Genomic DNA, 18,114 nt, shown 5'->3' with positions numbered 1-18,114 from the left:
CGGGATCAGTCCCGGGTGAGCTTGCGGTGGGTGACCCGATGCGGCCTGGCCGCCTCCGGTCCGAGCCGCTCGATCTTGTTGGCCTCGTAAGCCTCGAAGTTGCCCTCGAACCAGAACCAGGACGCCTCGTTGTCCGAATCACCTTCCCACGCAAGGATATGCGTGCAGGTGCGGTCCAGGAACCAGCGGTCGTGGGAGATGACCACGGCGCAGCCGGGGAACTGCTCGAGCGCGTTCTCCAGCGAACTCAGGGTCTCCACGTCCAGGTCGTTGGTCGGCTCGTCGAGCAGGATCAGGTTGCCGCCCTGCTTGAGGGTCAGCGCCAGGTTGAGGCGGTTGCGCTCACCACCGGAGAGCACCCCGGCCGGCTTCTGCTGATCCGGGCCCTTGAATCCGAACGCGCTGACGTAGGCGCGCGAGGGCATCTCCTGGTTGCCGACCTCGATGAAGTCCAGACCGTCCGAAACGACCTGCCACACATTCTTCTTCGGGTCGATCCCGGCGCGGTTCTGGTCGACGTAGCTGAGCTTGACCGTCTCGCCGACCTTCACCTCGCCGCTGTCCGGCGACTCGAGTCCGACGATGGTCTTGAACAGCGTGGTCTTACCGACACCGTTGGGGCCGATGACACCGACGATTCCGTTGCGCGGCAACGTGAACGACAGATCCTTGATCAGCTGGCGATCGCCGAAACCCTTGTCCAGGTGCTCGACCTCGACCACGACACTGCCCAGGCGCGGCCCCGCGGGGATCTGGATCTCCTCGAAGTCCAACTTGCGGTGCTTCTCGGCCTCGGCGGCCATCTCCTCGTACCGGCCCAGACGCGCCTTGTTCTTGGCCTGCCGGGCCTTGGCGCCGGAACGGACCCAGGCCAGCTCCTCCTTGAGGCGCTTCTGCAGCTTCTGGTCCTTCTTGCCCTGGACCTCGAGGCGCTGCGCCTTCTTCTCCAGGTAGGTGGAGTAGTTGCCCTCGTACGGGTAGGCGCGGCCGCGGTCGAGCTCGAGGATCCACTCCGCGACGTTGTCCAGGAAGTACCGGTCGTGGGTCACGGCCAGGACGGCGCCGGCATAGGAGGCCAGGTGCTGTTCGAGCCACAGCACGCTCTCGGCATCCAGGTGGTTGGTCGGCTCGTCCAGCAGCAGCAGGTCCGGCTTGCTCAGCAGCAGTTTGCACAGCGCGACCCGGCGACGCTCACCACCGGAGAGGTTGGTGACCGGCTCGTCCGGCGGCGGGCAGCGCAGCGCGTCCATGGCCTGCTCGAGCTGGGAGTCGATATCCCACGCGTCGGCGTGGTCCAGGTATTCCTGGAGTTTGCCCATCTCGTCCATGAGCTCGTCGGAGTAGTCGGTCGCCATCAGTTCGGCGATCTCGTTGAACCGGTCCAGCTTGACCTTGACCTCGCCGAGACCCTCCTCGACGTTGCCGCGGACGGTCTTCTCCTCGTTCAGCGGGGGTTCCTGCTGCAGGATGCCGACGGTCGCACCGGGAGCCAGGAACGCATCACCGTTGTTGGGCTGATCCAGTCCGGCCATGATCTTCAGCACGCTGGACTTACCAGCGCCGTTCGGCCCGACGACACCGATCTTGGCACCGGGAAGGAAGTTCAGGGTCACATCGTCCAGGACGACCTTGTCGCCGTGCGCCTTACGAACTTTCCTCATCTGGTAAATGAACTCAGCCATATCCCTCACCCTAGTGTGGCTCATCCCCGCTCACGCGGGGAGCCCGGCGCCGATGCACCGCGCGATGACAGTGCGGAGCGATCGTATCCGCCCCGTGTGCGAACAGCCCTACCCGCGCCCGGAAGCGTCCGAATCGAGCACCGCCACGAGTCGCGTGGTGGGCTCGGTCGGCACTCCGGCCTCCGCGTCCGACGACGGTGCGGGCGCGGAATCGGAGAACCGCGGTTCGGTGGGTTTTCGATAATTCCCGCGCCGCAGCACCGTGGCGGTACAGCGGCCCAGATCCGGTCCGATCGCATTGGCCCGCAGTTCGAGATCCTGCCGGGTATGCCCCTCCTTGGTGCGGTATTCGTTCGACCGCAACTGGCCGTAGACCAGGATCGGATCGCCGACGCTCAGCGAGGCATCGACCCCCTCGACCAGTTTGCGCCAGCAGTTCACCGTGACGTACACCGTCCCGTTGTCGACCCAGTCCCCACTGCCGCGATCGAGTCTGCGCGCATTGCTGGCCATCCGGAAGGTGACCAACTGCTGCCCGTTGGGCAGGCTGCGTCGCACCGGATGGGTGACCACATTGCCGACCAGTGCCGTATATGCCTCGTACATGACTCCACCCCTTGACATTTCGACGTCGCGGACATTTCGACGTTGTGATCAAGCCTGGCCGATCATCGCGGGGTGTGCCAGAGCGATTCCCGATTTGGGGATAACTTTCGCCTTGTGAGTAGACGACGTTCCGGATTCCCCGACGCCCGGATCAGAGCGTGGTGAGGTCCGTATTGGCTCCGGTCAACACGATGACCGGCCGTTCCTGCGGTCCCGGCACATACGCACCGCTCTGGATCGCCGCCAGCGCGGTCGCCCCGGCGGGCTCGACCACGACCCGGAACTCGCGCCACAGATACTCCCGCGCCATCGAGATCGCGTCATCGCTCACCAGCACCGAACCGATCCGGTAGCGCTGCGCGAGCTCCATCGCCATCTCGCCGATCCTGGTGGCCCCCAACGCATCCGAGGCGATGGTGTTGATGTGCACATCCACCGGATGCCCGGCCGCGAGCGCGGCGTGCAGAGTCGGTGCACCGACGGGTTCGACTCCGACCACCTGTCCGCGTGTCCCCAGCGCGGCAGCGATCCCGGCCGCCAGCGCGCCGCCACCCACCGGCACCAGCACGGGTGGGCGCGCCCGCACCTGACGTTCTATCTCCAGCCCGATCGTGCCCGCGCCCGCGACCACCTCCGGCATCCCGTAGGCGTGCAACCGCAGTGCGCGGCGTTCGGCGGCGAGTTCCTCCGCGTGCCGGGTCGCCTCGACGTAAGTCGTTCCGCGCCAGAGCACTTCGGCGCCGTAGGCCCACATGGCCGCGACCTTGGTGTGTGGCGCGGATTCGGGCACCACCACCGTGCACGAGCGTCCCAGGATCGCGCAGGCCAGCGCGGCCGCGATACCCGCGTTACCGCCCGAGGCGATCACCACCGGACGCTCGTCCCGCACCCCGGCGGCGAGCAGCGCGTTGAGACTGCCGCGCACCTTGAAAGTGCCGCCGTGCTGGAGGTATTCGAATTTCAGGCTCACCCCGACCGGCCCGTTCGGACCGGCGACGTCGGTATGGCAGACGGGCGTCACCCGGACGTGCCGGCCCAGTCGCCGCCGCGCGGCACGCACATCGGAGCGGTACAGCCGCGGCTCCCGCCCCACCTCGGTCACCGCTGTTCCCGGTCGTGCCTGGCCAATTCGGCGAACATGGCGTTGTGCGCGGCCAGTTCCGCGTCGTGATCGCGATCCGCGGCGCGATCGATGCGTTTGGCCTCGCGCGAATCGCTGCGGGACCACTGGATCAGCAGCGCCAGCATGACCACGACCAGCGGCAGCTCACCGCTGGCCCAGGCCAGACTGCCGCCGGTGTGCTGGTCGCCGAGCAGGTCGTGATTCCAGCTCAGCCCCAGCGAGCGATAGAACCAGCCGCCCATCACCGTGGTCATACTCATCAGCGCGACACCGAAGAAGGCGTGGAACGGCAGTGACCCGAACACCATGCCGACCTTCGTCAGCGGCTGTACCTGCCGGGGTTTGGGGTCGATGCCCAGCACCACCCAGTAGAACAGGTAGCCCGAGACCAGGAAGTGCAGATTCATCGCCAGATGCGCGCCGTGCTGATCGAGTACGGCGTTGAAGATGCCGCCGAGATACAGCGCGTAGAACCCGGAGATGAAGAACACCGCGGCGACCACGGGATTTGTCATGAACCGCGAGACCGGATTGTGCACCGCGGCCAGGATCCATTCCCGGGGTCCGGGTGGTGCGTCGCGACCGGCCGCGGGCAGCACCCGCAGCGCCAGCAGCACCGGACCGCCCAGCGCGAACAGGATCGGCGCGAGCATCGACAACATCATGTGCTGGGCCATGTGCACGCTGAACATGGCCGGTGCGTACCGGCCGACGCCCGAACTCGTCGCGATCAGCAGGATCGCGCAGCCGCACAGCCAGGAGATGGTGCGTCCGACCGGCCACGCGTCGCCGCGCGCGCGCAGTCGGCGCACGCCGATCAGATACAGCACCGCCAGCACGACCGACAACGTCCCGAAGATCAGATCGAATCGCCAGTCGAACAGCAGCCGGGTGACCGTCGGCGGTCCGGGCAGGTCGTAGCCGATCTCCACCTCGACCGGGGTGGGTACGGTTTTCAGGTCCGGCGGCGGGGTGCGGCCCAGTCCGACCGCGAGCCCGATCGTCGCGGCGAAGACCAGCGCCTCCACCCCGGCGAACCGGATCAGCGCCCCCCGATCGCCCGGATCGGCGGCCAGCGCGGGAATCGCCTTGCGCCGCTGGAAGAATCCGATCAGGCCCAGGGCACACAACGCGACGGTCTTGGCGACCACCAACTGCCCGTAAGTCGTGGTGAACACATCGCTCAGCGGCACCCGCACCCACGCGTTGATCACGCCGCTGATCGCGACCACGACGAACGCGCAGGTGGCGACCGCGGAGAAACGCCGGGTGGCCAGATCGGTGTGCGCACCGCCGCGCAACGCGTGCGCGAGGACGGCGAACAGCCCGCCGGTCCACACCGTCACGCCGACCAGATGCAGCAGGAGGCTGTTGGTGGCCAGATCGTGCGCACCGCCCGCGGAGGAATGCCCGGTCAGCGCGATCGGCAGCAGACAGCCCAGCGACAGCGCGAACAGCGGCGGCGTCCACCCCCAGCGCAGCGCGATCCGGCAGGCGACGGCCAGTACGACGGCCATGATCGCCGTCGTCCGCCACGCACCGGCGACCTCCACCTGACCGATCGCGTGCCAGACCTGTTCGGGGCGCAGCGTGCGCAGCACCGGTTGTCCCGTGGTGTCCGAGAGGGTCAGCGGGACCAGCAGCGCGGCGGCGCCCGCCCAGACCAGCGCGCAGATCCCGGCCCGGCGCAGCGCGCGATATCCGGCCACGTCGAGCAGGCCGTCGCGTTGCGGTGGGGTCAGGAACGCGGCGAACAGCAGCGATCCGATGGCCAGCGCCCCGGACAGATCCGCGACCGCGCGCAGCGCCGGAAGTCCGTAGGTGGTCAGCGGACCGGGATCGGGAATGCCCAGCAACGTCAGTGCCTGCGCGGCGGACAGCCCGACGATCAGCGGCGCGACGAAGGCCGCGACCGCGACCGCCATCGTGGTGAGCGCGGAAAACGTCGACGCGGACTCGGACCGAGGGGCCTGGCTGTCAGGTTCGGTGGACGAGTCCTGCGGTGACGACATGCATCGAGGGTAATGCGGTCCGCCCCGCACAGCGGCCCCGCCCCGGCCCTGACCGCACCCGCTGTGACCCCGCCGACACGCCTGTGAGTCGCTCTCGATTCACTGTGGCGCAAGCCCGGATCACTGCGCGGCGAGCCCGAACATTTCGCGATACGCGGTGATCCTGAGATCGGCGCCTTTCAATCGCGCGGTGGCTTCCGCGCCCAGTACGCCCACTTCGGGCGAATAGGACGCACCGCCGTGCGGCCCGAGCGGCAGGGCAATCCCCTCGGGCCCGGGGCGGTACTCGCGCAACTCGTCCGTACCTTCGATCAACGCTCGGATATTGGCCGCAACCACGTCCGCGTGCAGACCCGCGGCCTTGGCGGTCTTCCCCTCGGCGCTGGCCACCAGGTCACCCAGGGCGAATACCCGATCCTGGCCGCGCACCCGAAGTTCAGGCGTGACCTCCAGATACCCGTCGGGACCTCGCGCCGCGGACAACTCCTCGGCCAGATAATCGGTGATCGGCCGCACGCCGAAGCAGCGGAACCAGGTATCGGCGGTGATCGGCTCGCCCGACCGGGTGACGACGGTAAAGGTCTCGAGCTCACCGGCCCGCGAGGGCGGATCCGCGCGCAGGCCGGTACCCAGAATCAGCTCGACACCCAACTCGGCGAGTTGCCGTCGCACCTCGACGCGCAGGTCGGGATGGTAGCCACCGCCGAGAATCTCCGGCGACGGATCGAGGATCGTGACCGCCTTCCCCGGCCAGGCCGCGACGATCTCACCGGCCAGTTCCAGGCCGACCGCACCGGCACCGAGCAACAGGACCCGTTCGGCCGCAACGAGATTCGCGCGCGTGGCATGAAATCTCGCCTTCGCGTCGAGGCTCTGATCGTCGTCGGTCTTGGCCGGGAACGGATACGCCGAACCGGTCGCGAGCACCACGAAGTCGGCATCGATCCGCTCGCCCGAGGCGAGTTCGATCTTCGACGCGTCGACCCGCACGGCCCGATCGCGCACGACGCGGCCGCGACGCAACAACCGGTCGTAGGGGAAGAACATGCGGTCGGTCCACGCGGGATCGGTCAGCCCGCGCAGCGCGGCCACGTTGTAGACGAAGGCGTCTCGCGGTTCGACGACGGTCACCTCCGCGATGTCGTCCAGCGCCTTCGCCACCGCTGTCCCGCCGAATCCCCCGCCGATGACGACCACGTCGACCATGAGCCCTCCAAGTTCGCACTACAAACTGTTGGTTGTACGAACTAATTTAGTTCGTACAACCAACAACATGCAAGCGGCAGTAAAATGGCGACGAATCCCAGGAGGTTTCGTGACCACGACCGTCGAGCAACTCCCCCTCGCCGAGGCCCTGGTACGGCTGTCGCATCGGGTGCAGCAGGTGTTCGCCGAGGTCAGCCGCAGCCAGGACCTCACCCCCCAGCAGGCTCAGCTGCTCTGCCGCCTCGCGGCCGGACCGGTCGGTATGTCCGATCTGACACGCTGGCTGGCACTGGAGAAATCCAGTCTGACCGGCCTGGTAGACCGCGCCCAACGCCGCGGCCTGGTCACCCGCATCCCCCACGAGACGGATCGCCGCGCCTTCCGAATAGCCCTCACCGACGCCGGCGCCACCCGAGCCGAAGCCACCCACCGCGCGGTCGTCACCCAACTGAACACGCTCCTGACCAGCGTCTCCCCCACCCACCGCGAACAACTCTCGACCCTGATCACCGACGCGATCCTCACCACCCCCCACTGACCCCCACCAAGGTTGCTCTCCGTAAGCCAAGACCAACCTGGACGGTCGCTATACTCCCCTTACTGGACAGCGGGCCTCCAAAGCGGCATGGTGTTTGGTGCCGCACTGCCTCCGTAGCTCAGTTGGATAGAGCAAGGGCCTTCTAATCCCTAGGTCGCAGGTTCGATTCCTGCCGGGGGCGCTCGGATGCTCTGAACAGCGACAATGCCGTCGGGTTCAGAGACTTTCGGTCTATTCGGCGCTCGTACGACAAGGGATTTCTCGGGCGGATCCCAGGTGGGGCGTCTCTAGCAATTTCCCCGCGAGTCACCGCGTAAACCCGAATCCCGGGGTGTTGTTCGGGTCAGGACGTGGCGTGGCGCAGGGTGGCGAGTAGGGATGAGAGCTGGCGTAGTTGGTCGGGGGTCAGTGTGCCGAGGATTTCCTTTTCCAGGTCGCGGGCGACTATTCGGGCTTCGGTGAGGGTTCGGCGGCCGGTGGCGGTGAGGTGTACCGATCGTTTGCGGCCGTCGGCGGCGTCGGCGCGGCGTTCGATGAGGCCGCGTTCCTGCATGCGGGTGAGCATTTCGGTGAGGGTGGCCTTCGTGGTCGCGCTCGCCTCGCCGAGTGCTTTCTGGTCGAGTCCGTCGTGGGCGTCGAGTGCCTCGAGTACCGCGTACTGCGGTTTGGTCAGGTGTGGCATGCGGTCGTACCAGCGGGCGCCGTGGTCTTGCAGGATCACGCGCATCAGGTGAAACGGTGTGTCGTCGAACACGCGACCTCCCCATTGTGGTTCGTACACGAACAGACTAGCCTGAAAACAGATAGTTCGTATACGAACCATGGAGGATACGATGCGTCTTATCGTCGGAATGTCCGGGGCAACGGGGGCGCCACTGGGTGTGGCGTTACTGAAAACGTTGCGGGACATTCCGGGCGTGGAGACGCATCTGGTGCTCTCGCGATGGGCGCGCACCACCATCGAACTCGAGACTCCCTATTCGGTGGCCGAGGTCCGGGCGCTGGCCGACGTGGTCCACGGATCGGGTGATCAGGCCGCCTCGATCAGTTCCGGCTCGTTCCGCACCGAGGGGATGGTCATCATCCCGTGCAGTATGAAAACGCTGGCGGGCATCCGCGCCGGATACTCCGACGGGCTCCTCGGCCGTGCCGCGGACGTCGTGCTCAAGGAACATCGCCGGCTCGTGCTGGTCCCCCGCGAAACGCCGCTGAGCGCCATTCATCTCCAGAACATGACCGCGCTGGCCGAACTGGGCGTGCGCATCGTGCCGCCCATGCCCGCGTTCTACAACCACCCCGGCAGCGTCGAGGACATCGTCGATCACGTCGTCGCGCGGGTCCTCGATCAATTCGATCTGCCCCATCCCCGCGCCCGCCGCTGGGCCGGAATTCACCACCTCGAATCCACAACCGATTGGAGAGAAGATGCCATTCGATGACCTCAGGTCGTTCCTGAACGCACTGGAGGCAGCCGGTCAGCTGCTCCGGATCTCCGACGAAGTGCGGGCGGAGCCGGATCTGGCCGCCGCCGCGAATGCCGCGGGCCGGATCGGCGAGAACGCCCCGGGCCTCTACTTCGACAACATCGCCGGTTTCACCGACGCCAAGGTCGCGCTGAACACGCTCGGTTCCTGGCCCAATCACGCGATCGCGCTCGGCATGGACCCGGCGACCTCGACCAGGGCCCAGGTCGCGGAATTCATCCGGCGCTGGGACGCGTTCCCGATCGAGCCGGAACGTCGCGAAGACGCGCCGTGGCGTGCCAACACCGTCGAGGGCGAGGACATCAACCTCTTCGATCTGCTGCCGCTGTTCCGGCTCAACGACGGTGACGGCGGTTTCTATCTCGACAAGGCCGCGGTGGTCTCGCGCGACCCGGACGAGCCGGAGAATTTCGACAAGCAGAACGTCGGCATCTATCGCATGCAGGTCAAAGGCCCGCGATACCTGGCGATTCAGCCGGTTCCGGTGCACGACATCGCAATTCATCTGCATGCGGCCGAGGAACGCGGCCGGGATCTGCCGATCGCCATCACCCTGGGCAACGACCCGATCATCACGTTGATGGCCTCGACGCCGCTGCGCTACGACCAGTCCGAATATCACATGGCCGGGGCCATCCGGCAATCGCCGTATCCCATCGCCACCGCGCCGTTGACCGGATTCGACGTGCCGTGGGGCTCGGAGGTCGTGATCGAAGGCGTCATCGAGGGTCGGCGGCGCGAACTCGAGGGTCCGTTCGGCGAATTCACCGGGCACTACTCCGGCGGGCACAGCATGCCGGTGATCCGGATCGATCGGATCTCCTACCGCACCGATCCCATTTTCGAATCGCTGTATCTCGGCATGCCCTGGACCGAGGTCGACTACCTGATCGGCCCGGCCACCTGTGTGCCGCTGTACAAGCAGCTCAAGGCGGATTTCCCCGAGGTGCAGGCGGTCAACGCCATGTATACGCACGGATTGTTGGCCATCATCTCCACGCGCAAGCGCTACGGCGGGTTCGCCAAGGCCGTGGGTATGCGCGCGATGACGACGCCGCACGGGCTCGGGTACGTGAAGATGATCATTCTCGTGGACGAGGACGTCGACCCGTTCAATCTGCCGCAGGTGATGTGGTCACTGTCGACCAAGGTCAATGCGGCGGGCGATGTGGTGCGATTGCCCAATCTGTCCGTGGTGGCGCTCGATCCGAGCTCCTCGCCGTCGGGCATCACCGACAAGCTCATCATCGACGCCACCACGCCGGTCACCCCGGACGATCGCGGTCACTTCAGCCAATCCGTGCGCGACCTGCCCGAAGCGGCGGCCTGGGTCGAGCGCCTCACCACCATGATCGGAGCACAACGATGACCACCTCCGCGCAATCCGTATGCGCACGTTGCGGATCGGAGACGATCCACACTCTCGCGACCAGTCCCGTTGTGGGAGTCTGGGAGGTCCGTCAATGCGGACCGTGCGGATTCACCTGGCGCACAACCGAACCCGCACGTCGTATCGACCGCAAGCAATATCCGGCGGCGTTCCGCCTGACCGCGTCGGATCTGACCGCGGCACCGGCGATACCGACTGTGCCACCGTTGGTTTCGTGATGAGCGGGCCGAGGCCGACGCTCATGTGGGAGGCCGCCGCGATCCCGGGCCGTGGTGCGGAGTTGCTCGACTGGGTTCGTGCGACCGCTGCCGATGAGCTCGGCGAGACCAGCGATATTCGGGTCTACTGTTCGTCGGACGATCGCGTCGTGCTCATCGCGTCCTCGAAAAGCCATGTGCGGCCGCGTATCCAGGCCGAACCGACCGGGCTGGTGCGCCGTCCGCCGCACCAGTGGTTGTTCCGTGAGGTCGGCTCTGATCGCTGACGCGGTTCCGGAATTTCGAGGTGGATCAGGACGCGATCGTGGCGTGCATTTCCCAGACGATGACCTCGGCACCGGTATCGGTGGTCAGGGTCTGGCCGCCACCGCGCAGCCGAACCGCGTCGCCTTCGTCCAGGACCCCGGCACCTTCCATCGCGACCTGCCCCCGCGCGACGAAGATGTGCAGGAACGGCGCGTCGGGCAACGTGATCGGGTCGTGTCCCGGTTGCATCCGCGCCACATGCATTGTGGCGTAACGGTTTCGAATACGAATGGCCGCATGGTCGGCATGCTCGGGCATACCCGACGCGACCGGAACCAATCCGCCGGAAAGCAACTCACCATCGATCTCGAGCTGTTCGTACGACGGCGTGATGCCGGGTTCGTCGGGCACCACCCACATCTGCACGAAATGCACCGGATCGTCGTGACGGGCGGAGTCCGCGTCGGACAGCCGCCAGGAGTCGTTCTTCTCCGAGTGCAGGATGCCCGTTCCAGCGCTCATCCGTTGCGCCAGCCCCGGATAGATCACCCCGGAATTGCCCATCGAATCCTGGTGCACGAGCGACCCCTGCAGCACCCAGGTGACGATCTCCATGTCCCGGTGCGGATGCGTCTCGAATCCCATTCCGGGCGTGACGATGTCGTCGTTGTTCACCAGCAGCAGACCGTGGTGGGTGTTGTCGGGGTCGTAGTGTCCCCCGAACGAGAACGAATGCTTCGAGTCCAGCCATCCCGCGTCGGTGGCGGGACGCTCGCCCGCGCGGCGGATGTCGACGGACGGTTCGACGTACGTCATCACGATGCCTTTCACAGTGCGTTACAGTGCATTTCGGAGCGGCCGGTGATCGGCGCTCACAGAATCCGGCTCCCGTACATCTCGCCCAGCGGGTCGGCGATCAGTTCGATCCGAGCGCCGTCGGGGTCGCGGAAGTACATCGATACCTCGCTGTGCTCGATGAATTCGACCCCGGCCGCGATCAGCCTGTCCCGCAACGTCTCCCACTGCGGGAGTTCCACGCTGATCGCCACGTGGTGCAGCCCGCCCAGCACCTCCTGGTACGGACCGAGGTCCAGACCGGGAAAGTCGAAGAACGCCAACAGATTTCCGTTCCCGATATCGAAGAAGAAGTGCGAGGAGCCGGGGTAATCACGGTTCTCGATCAGTTCGACCAGCGGGAATCCGAGCAGGTCCTGATAGAAGCGGACGGTTCGCTCGACGTCCGAGGAGACCAGTGCGGTGTGGTGCAGTCCGCGCGCGGTCGACGCGGGCGCGGCGCCGTGCGGCGACATGTACTGCTCCCGCAGCCGTCCACGCATCGTTTCCCGCTCCGCGGAACGTCGTTGTTCGGTCTCGTTCATCTCCCGCTCCTCCTACCCGGCCTCGAGGCGACTTCCTCACGATACCCCAAGTAGTTTCCTAGTCAACCACTCTGTAGTCTCCGAGCGTCGGCGGTCACATCGGACCGCGATCCGATTCAATGAGTCGAAGGCAACGAGCGAGAGGAAATTCATATGTCCGCCAAGATCGGAATCGTCGTGGGCTCCGTGCGCGAGGGGCGCGCGGGCGAGGCCGTCGCGAACTGGGTGTACAAGGCCGCGGCACAGCGCACCGACGCCGAGTTCTCGCTGGTCGATCTCAAGAGCTTCAACGTGCCGATCCTGACCTCCGGCACGGTGCCCGGCGCGGCGAACAAGCAGTACGACGACCCGGCCGTCACCGCCTGGAGCCGGGCGATCGACGCGCTGGACGGATTCGTCCTGGTCACCCCCGAGTACAACCACGGCGTGCCCGGCGCGATGAAGAACGCCTTCGATTCGCTCGGCTCCGAATGGGCCCGGAAGACGATCGGTTTCGTGTCCTACGGCGCCGACGGCGGTATCCGCGCGGTCGAGCAGTGGCGTCAGATCGTCGCCAACTTCCACATGGTCGACATCCGCAGCCAGGTCGCGCTGGGGCTGTTCACCGACTTCGGTACCGACGGTTTCGCGCCGATGGAGCGGCGTGAGGGCGAGCTGACCGGCCTGCTGGACAACCTGATCGACGCGACCGACCGCATGCGTCGCTGAGATTCGATCGGGTACGGACGTCGGGTCGGCCGGTGCGCACTCCGCTCATCGGCCAGCCTGGCGAAGTGGCGGCGCGGTCAGGTTCGAGAGCGCTCGGCGGCTCGCTGTGCGGCGGCGGGGTCGAGGTGCTCGACGATTCGGGACAGCACATCGCCGAGTTGTCCGACCTCGTCCGGACTCAGGGCGTCGAACAGCTGTCTGCGGACCGTATCCACATGTCCCGGAGCGGTTTCGACCAGTTTCGCCCAGCCCGCATCGGTCAGGACCGCCCACACGCCGCGACCGTCGTCCTCGCAGTTGACGCGCTCGGCCCACCCGGCGCGGACCAGCCGGGCCAGCGCACGGCTGACGCCGCCGCGGGTCGTCATGATCCGGTCGGCGACGTCGGCCATCCGCAAACGCCGGTCGGGCGCCTCGGACAACGCGACCAGAATCTCGAAGTCGGCGAACCCGATTCCGCTGTCGTGCGACAGCTGCCGCTCCATCACACCTTGCAGCAGCCGGGACGCATCGATGTACGCGCGCCACGTCCGGGCCTCGTCCGGCTCGAGCCACTGCGGTTCGGAAACGTGCATTTCTCCAACATACCTGGATGGTTTACAGCGAAACCACCAGCGGAAACATGACCCGCACCGCGCGCGGACACGCATCCGGGCTCATCGTGAAGCCCGCCGCACCTCTCCGGCCGCCACCCCGAACCGGCGTTTGAACGCCGTCGAGAAATACGGCATCGAGGTGAATCCGCACTGCGCCGCGATATCGACCGTGCGACGATCGGATCCGGCGTGGATCAGCATGCTGCGGGCCCGATCCAGGCGTCGAGCCAGGACGTGCCGCGGAACCGAGGTGCCCAGTTCGGCGAAGATCCGCGACAGCTGACGTTCGGAGATTCCGATACCGGCGGCGACATCGGCGGCCGAAAGATAGGGATCGGCGAGATTGTCCTCGATGAACGCCCGCGCCGCCGCACGATGCGCCAGCGGCAACCGGACCCGGCCACCGCCGACGATGACCGCGACCAGCTCGAGCACTGTCTGATCATCGGCGGGCACCGGCACCGGCGAACCCACCGCCCGCCCGACCAGCCGAACGAGTGCGCGGGCGTGGGGATCCGCGGCGGTATCGAGTACCAGCGGACCGAACTCGCGCATCCCCGCGATCGTGGTCAGCGCCGCGCGCGGCACCTTCACCACGAATTCCTCCAGCCCACAACCGAATTCGCGACGAAACGGACTGTCGACGTCGCACACCAGCGCCTGTCCCGGCCGGATCACCGTGCGCAGCGAACCGGACTCGGTGCGCACCTCGCCACGCAATGCCGCGTAGACGCCGATCGCGCCGGTGGGCCGATCGGCCACCATCGGACGGTCCCGCCGCACGAGATGCGCGGTGCCACGCACATGCGCGAGATGCACCTGATCCAGCGCCAGATTCACCAGACTCGCCCGGAACGTCCGCCCGGCGGGCACCTGACACGACAACTCGATCAGGGTCGCCGCGTTGTACTCCTCCCACGGCCGGACGCAGGCTCCCCCGAGCGCGTCGACCTCGAAGTTCGAGATCTGTGGCAGCGGCACCGGCATTTTCCCATCGTGACACGAGTCACGTCGGCGGCCAAGGTTCTCATTTCCGCCACCGTGGGCGCTGTGCGGCGGCGACGGCGATGTGACCGGCGACACTGAACGCATCCCCTCGAAAGACCTGGAAAGACTCGGAGAGAAAGGTGTTCCGGTGCCGGTATTCAACGACGGCATCGCCGAGACCGCACTGCCCACCGATGCGCTCGTCGACACCGACGTCCTCATCGTCGGGTCCGGACCGGCCGGCGCGTCAGCCGCGCTGTTCCTGTCGACGCTCGGCGTTCCCAACATCATGATCACGAAGTACCGCTGGACCGCGAACACTCCGCGCGCCCACATCACCAATCAGCGGGCGATGGAGATCTTCCGCGATATGGGCATCGAGGATCAGGTGCTGGCCGACGCGACACCGCACGACCTGGTCGGCGACACCGTCTTCTGCACCTCGATCGCCGGTGAGGAGATCGGCCGGATCCGCACCTGGGGCACCCGGCCCGATCGCGAGGCCGACTATCGGCTGGCCTCGCCGTGCCTGACGGTCGATATTCCGCAGACCTATCTGGAACCGATCCTGGTGCGCAACGCCACGGTCGCGGGCACGCAGACGCGGTTCTCCACCGAATATCTCGGGCACGTCCAGGACGACGCGGGCGTCACGGTGGAGGTGCGCGACCGGTTGACCGGGCACGAGTACCGGATCAGGGCCCGCTATCTGATCGGCGCGGACGGCGCTCGGTCCGCGGTGGCCGCCGATATCGATCTGCCGTACGAGGGCCGGATGGATATCGCCGGATCCATGAACATCACCTTCAAGGCCGATATCGCGGCGCTGGTCGATCATCGCCCGAGCGTGCTGTACTGGGTCATCCAGCCGGGTTCGAACGTCGGCGGGATCGGCACGGGTCTGGTGCGGATGGTCCGGCCGTGGGACGAGTGGCTGATCGTGTGGGGTTACGACATCGACGGTCCCGCACCGGATCTCGACGACGAGATGGCGACGAAGATCATCCGTGACCTGCTCGGCATGCCCGATCTGGAACCGGAGATCACCGGGTACAGCCTGTGGGGCGTCAACGAGATGTACGCGACGGAACTGCATCGGGGCCGGGTGTTCTGCGTCGGCGACGCGATCCACCGTCATCCGCCGTCGAACGGGCTCGGCTCCAACACCTCGGTGCAGGACTCCTACAACCTGGCCTGGAAACTCGCCGCGGTGCTGCGGGGTCAGGCGGGTCCGGCGCTGCTCGATTCCTACACCGCCGAGCGGGCCCCGGTCGCGCGGCGGATCGTCACGCGCGCCAACCGGTCCGCGCGCGAGTTCGGCGATATCTTCGAGGCGCTCGGCGTGGTCGGTCTCGCGGGCGAGGAGATGGCCGCGGCGATCGAGGAACGTAAGGCGGACACCGCGGCGGGGGCGGCGAAACGGGCCGCGCTGGTGCATGCGATGGAGACCAAGAACTACGAATTCAATGCGCACGGAGTCGAATTGGGGCAGTTCTACGAATCGGGTGCGATCGTCTCGGACGGCACGCGGCCCGCACCCGAAACCGGTAAGCAGGATGCCGATCTCTACTACGCCGCGGGCACATCGCCGGGTGCGCATCTGCCGCACGCGTGGGTCGGCGACAACACCACCCGCCTGGCGATGATGGATCTCGCTCCCTACACGCGGTGGACGTTGATCACCGGGATCGCGGGTTCGGCGTGGGTCGATGCCGCCGATGTGATCGGGCGGGAACTGGGGCTGCCGTTGGAGGTCGTGGTGATCGGTCCCGGGCAGGCGACCACGGATCTCTACTACGACTGGGCGCGGCGGCGGGAGATCGACGAGTCGGGGGCGGTGCTGGTGCGGCCGGACAAACATATCGCGTGGCGGTCGACGAACATGCCGCACGACCCGGAAACCCAACTGCGCGTGGCACTTACGAAGGTATTGAGCCGATGACCCTGGACTTCGTGCACGAGATGCTGCCGCAGCGGGTGGTGTTCGGTGCTGGTGATGCCGCCGAGGCGGTTGCGGCCGAGATCGCGGCGCTCGGGAAATCGCGGGTGCTGCTGATCGCGTCGGAGCGAGAAGCCGAGCGGGCGGCGGCGATCGTGCGTGCGTTGACGGTCGTGGCGCATCAGCGCGAAGTGGTGATGCACGTACCGCTCGCGGTCGCCGAACAAGCCAGGCGGACGGCGACCACCTCCGACGCGGATGTCCTGGTCAGCATCGGGGGCGGTTCGGCGACCGGGCTGGCCAAGGCGGTCGCGCTGACCACGGGACTGCCGATCGTCGCGGTGCCGACGACGTACGCGGGCAGCGAGGCGACGAACGTCTGGGGGCTCACCGAGGACGGGCGGAAAACAACCGGCATCGATCCCCGGGTTCTGCCCGCCTCGATCGTCTACGACGCGACACTGCTCGCCACACTGCCGCCGGAAATGACGGTGGCCAGCGGTTTCAACGCGCTGGCGCACTGCGTCGACGCGATGTGGGGGCCGCGCGCCGATCCGATCGATCGGGCGCTGGCCCAGGAGGGCATCCGCGGTCTCGCCGACGGCCTGACCCGGCTGGCCGACGGGACGACCGGGCCGGACAGCATCGAGCCGACCCTGTACGGCGCGTATCTGGCCGCGGTCGCCTTCACCTCGGCGGGTTCCGGGATGCACCACAAGATCTGTCATGTGCTGGGCGGCATGTTCGATCTGCCGCACGCGCAGACGCACACCGTCGTCCTGCCGCACGTCCTGGCGTTCAACACCCCGAACGCCCCGGAAGCCGAGCGCCGGATCGCTCAGGGTTTCGGATCCGCGACCGCGAGCGCGGGCCTGAACGCACTGCGCACCGCCCTGCGCGCACCGACCGCGTTGAAGGACTTCGGAATGCCCGAAAGCGGTATCTCCCAAGCGATCACGCCTATTCTGAACGCGATTCCGACGAACAATCCGACCCCCGTCACCGCGGACGGGCTCACCGTTCTGCTGCGGGCCGCCTGGGCAGGAGATGATCCCCGATGACCGAAAGCACGCCGATTACGCACTCCGACAACGAGATTCCTCGTCCGGCCGGGTCCGACCGGCAGGCGGCGATCGAGCAGGATGTGGTGGACCGGGTGGTGCGCTCGTTCGACCAGTGTCCCGATCCGCGGCTGCAACAGGTGATGGTCTCGCTGGTGGAGCATCTGCACGACTTCCTGCGCGAGGTGCGGCCCACCGAGGCCGAGTGGGCGCGCGCCATCGAATTCCTCACGGCGGCAGGGCATATCACCGACGACCGGCGGCAGGAGTTCATCCTGCTGTCCGACACCCTGGGCGTGTCCATGCAGACCATCGCCATCAACAACGAGATCCATCGGGACGCCACCGAAGCCACCGTCTTCGGCCCCTTCTTCGTGGAGAACTCCCCGCACATCGAACTCGGCGAGGACATGTCCTTCGGCGCGACCGGACAACCGTGCTGGGTCGAAGGCACCGTCACCGACACCGACGGCCGAGCGCTGCCCGGTGCTCGCATAGAGGTGTGGGAGGCCGACGACGACGGACTCTACGACGTGCAGTATCCCGACGGCCGCATCGCCGGACGCGCCCACCTGTTCACCGACGACGACGGGGCCTACCGCTTCTGGGCGCTGACCCCGACCCCCTACCCGATCCCCCACGACGGCCCGGTCGGCGCGATGCTGCGCGCGGCGGGCCGCTCCCCCTACCGAGCGTCGCATCTGCACTTCATGGTCACCGTCGAGGGCTATCGCCGTCTGGTCACCCACATCTTCGTCCGCGGTGACGAGTTGCTCGACCGCGACAGCGTCTTCGGAGTGAAGGAGTCGCTCGTCAAGGACTTCATCGAACAGCCCGCCGGAACCGCCCCTGACGGACGCACGATCGACCGCACCTGGACGCAGGTGCGGTTCGACATCGTGCTCGCCCCGGCCGAATGAGCCTGAGGCTCAGGGAAAT

Annotated in this window: 19 protein-coding genes and 1 tRNA gene; 10 read left to right on the top strand and 10 right to left on the bottom strand. The window is 66.9% G+C overall.

Translation table 11 applies throughout. From position 1 onward, the window contains the following. Positions 1-5 precede the first annotated feature (5 nt). The 5 genes from ettA to NRB20_RS16865 form a co-directional block, all read right to left on the bottom strand. Positions 6-1,682 (bottom strand): energy-dependent translational throttle protein EttA, encoded by a 1,677-nt coding sequence (gene ettA, locus NRB20_RS16885; protein ID WP_153411061.1) that lies wholly within the window; start codon positions 1,680-1,682, stop codon positions 6-8. Positions 1,683-1,790: 108 nt separating this feature from the next. Then, on the bottom strand, positions 1,791-2,288 hold the full coding sequence (gene ssb, locus NRB20_RS16880) for a single-stranded DNA-binding protein (protein ID WP_153411060.1): 498 nt from the start codon (positions 2,286-2,288) through the stop codon (positions 1,791-1,793). Positions 2,289-2,439: 151 nt separating this feature from the next. Further along, positions 2,440-3,390, bottom strand: coding sequence for a serine/threonine dehydratase (locus NRB20_RS16875; protein ID WP_319945017.1), 951 nt, complete (start codon positions 3,388-3,390; stop codon positions 2,440-2,442). Next, a complete protein-coding gene (locus NRB20_RS16870; protein WP_153411059.1) occupies positions 3,387-5,423 on the bottom strand; it encodes a cytochrome c oxidase assembly protein in 2,037 nt (678 codons plus the stop codon). Before NRB20_RS16870 ends, NRB20_RS16875 begins: the two co-directional genes overlap by 4 nt. Before the next feature lie 120 nt (positions 5,424-5,543). Then, positions 5,544-6,629: an FAD-dependent oxidoreductase gene (locus NRB20_RS16865; protein ID WP_153411058.1), complete on the bottom strand. Its 1,086-nt coding sequence runs from the start codon at positions 6,627-6,629 to the stop codon at positions 5,544-5,546. Positions 6,630-6,738: 109 nt separating this feature from the next. Between NRB20_RS16865 and NRB20_RS16860 the strand changes: the two genes are divergently transcribed. Both NRB20_RS16860 and NRB20_RS16855 read left to right on the top strand, forming a co-directional pair. After that, complete coding sequence (locus NRB20_RS16860) at positions 6,739-7,167, top strand: MarR family winged helix-turn-helix transcriptional regulator (RefSeq protein WP_319945016.1); 429 nt, start codon at positions 6,739-6,741, stop codon at positions 7,165-7,167. A gap of 107 nt (positions 7,168-7,274) precedes the next feature. Further along, a tRNA-Arg gene (locus NRB20_RS16855) sits at positions 7,275-7,348 on the top strand. Positions 7,349-7,510: 162 nt separating this feature from the next. On the opposite strand, the gene NRB20_RS16850 is transcribed toward NRB20_RS16855, so the two are convergent. Continuing rightward, positions 7,511-7,921 carry a MarR family winged helix-turn-helix transcriptional regulator gene (locus tag NRB20_RS16850; RefSeq protein WP_194289887.1) on the bottom strand — a complete coding sequence of 137 codons (411 nt, stop codon included), beginning with the start codon at positions 7,919-7,921 and terminating at the stop codon, positions 7,511-7,513. 79 nt (positions 7,922-8,000) lie between these two features. On the opposite strand from NRB20_RS16850, the gene NRB20_RS16845 reads away from it, so the two are divergent. Genes NRB20_RS16845 through NRB20_RS16835 form a run of 4 tightly spaced genes read left to right on the top strand, consistent with a single transcriptional unit; the run spans position 8,001 to position 10,525 of the window. Next, the gene (locus tag NRB20_RS16845; protein WP_153411055.1) at positions 8,001-8,606 is read left to right on the top strand and encodes a non-oxidative hydroxyarylic acid decarboxylases subunit B; all 606 of its coding nucleotides are present in this window, start codon (positions 8,001-8,003) and stop codon (positions 8,604-8,606) included. Further along, on the top strand, positions 8,593-10,020 hold the full coding sequence (locus tag NRB20_RS16840) for a non-oxidative hydroxyarylic acid decarboxylases subunit C (RefSeq protein ID WP_153411054.1): 1,428 nt from the start codon (positions 8,593-8,595) through the stop codon (positions 10,018-10,020). The genes NRB20_RS16845 and NRB20_RS16840 overlap by 14 nt, the downstream gene beginning before the upstream one ends. Then, a complete protein-coding gene (locus tag NRB20_RS38925; protein WP_264766353.1) occupies positions 10,017-10,259 on the top strand; it encodes a non-oxidative hydroxyarylic acid decarboxylases subunit D in 243 nt (80 codons plus the stop codon). The genes NRB20_RS16840 and NRB20_RS38925 overlap by 4 nt, the downstream gene beginning before the upstream one ends. After that, entirely contained in the window at positions 10,259-10,525 is a 267-nt protein-coding gene (locus NRB20_RS16835) for a hypothetical protein (RefSeq protein WP_153411053.1), read from the top strand. Before NRB20_RS38925 ends, NRB20_RS16835 begins: the two co-directional genes overlap by 1 nt. A 25-nt stretch (positions 10,526-10,550) precedes the next feature. Here NRB20_RS16835 and NRB20_RS16830 read toward each other — a convergent pair whose 3' ends face one another. Next, complete coding sequence (locus NRB20_RS16830; RefSeq protein WP_153411052.1) at positions 10,551-11,321, bottom strand: pirin family protein; 771 nt, start codon at positions 11,319-11,321, stop codon at positions 10,551-10,553. Positions 11,322-11,377: 56 nt separating this feature from the next. Then, positions 11,378-11,884 (bottom strand): VOC family protein, encoded by a 507-nt coding sequence (locus tag NRB20_RS16825; RefSeq protein ID WP_153411051.1) that lies wholly within the window; start codon positions 11,882-11,884, stop codon positions 11,378-11,380. 153 nt (positions 11,885-12,037) lie between these two features. On the opposite strand from NRB20_RS16825, the gene NRB20_RS16820 reads away from it, so the two are divergent. Continuing rightward, entirely contained in the window at positions 12,038-12,592 is a 555-nt protein-coding gene (locus NRB20_RS16820; RefSeq protein WP_153411050.1) for an NADPH-dependent FMN reductase, read from the top strand. Positions 12,593-12,669: 77 nt separating this feature from the next. Here NRB20_RS16820 and NRB20_RS16815 read toward each other — a convergent pair whose 3' ends face one another. Together NRB20_RS16815 and NRB20_RS16810 are read right to left on the bottom strand one after the other, a co-directional pair. After that, positions 12,670-13,167 carry a MarR family winged helix-turn-helix transcriptional regulator gene (locus NRB20_RS16815; protein ID WP_153411049.1) on the bottom strand — a complete coding sequence of 166 codons (498 nt, stop codon included), beginning with the start codon at positions 13,165-13,167 and terminating at the stop codon, positions 12,670-12,672. A gap of 81 nt (positions 13,168-13,248) precedes the next feature. Next, positions 13,249-14,175 carry a helix-turn-helix domain-containing protein gene (locus NRB20_RS16810; RefSeq protein WP_153411048.1) on the bottom strand — a complete coding sequence of 309 codons (927 nt, stop codon included), beginning with the start codon at positions 14,173-14,175 and terminating at the stop codon, positions 13,249-13,251. A 148-nt stretch (positions 14,176-14,323) separates the two neighbouring features. Between NRB20_RS16810 and NRB20_RS16805 the strand changes: the two genes are divergently transcribed. Genes NRB20_RS16805 through NRB20_RS16795 form a run of 3 tightly spaced genes read left to right on the top strand, consistent with a single transcriptional unit; the run spans position 14,324 to position 18,095 of the window. Then, positions 14,324-16,117 (top strand): FAD-dependent oxidoreductase, encoded by a 1,794-nt coding sequence (locus NRB20_RS16805; RefSeq protein ID WP_319945015.1) that lies wholly within the window; start codon positions 14,324-14,326, stop codon positions 16,115-16,117. Continuing rightward, positions 16,114-17,175 carry a maleylacetate reductase gene (locus tag NRB20_RS16800; RefSeq protein WP_227833578.1) on the top strand — a complete coding sequence of 354 codons (1,062 nt, stop codon included), beginning with the start codon at positions 16,114-16,116 and terminating at the stop codon, positions 17,173-17,175. Before NRB20_RS16805 ends, NRB20_RS16800 begins: the two co-directional genes overlap by 4 nt. Beyond that, on the top strand, positions 17,172-18,095 hold the full coding sequence (locus NRB20_RS16795; RefSeq protein ID WP_153411047.1) for an intradiol ring-cleavage dioxygenase: 924 nt from the start codon (positions 17,172-17,174) through the stop codon (positions 18,093-18,095). Before NRB20_RS16800 ends, NRB20_RS16795 begins: the two co-directional genes overlap by 4 nt. Positions 18,096-18,114 lie beyond the last annotated feature (19 nt).

The sequence above is a fragment of the Nocardia macrotermitis genome (assembly GCF_009604405.1).
Taxonomy (GTDB): Bacteria; Actinomycetota; Actinomycetes; order Mycobacteriales; family Mycobacteriaceae; genus Nocardia; species Nocardia macrotermitis.
The sequence above is the reverse complement of the archived record's forward strand: the minus strand, read 5'-3'. Positions and strand labels throughout refer to the sequence as shown.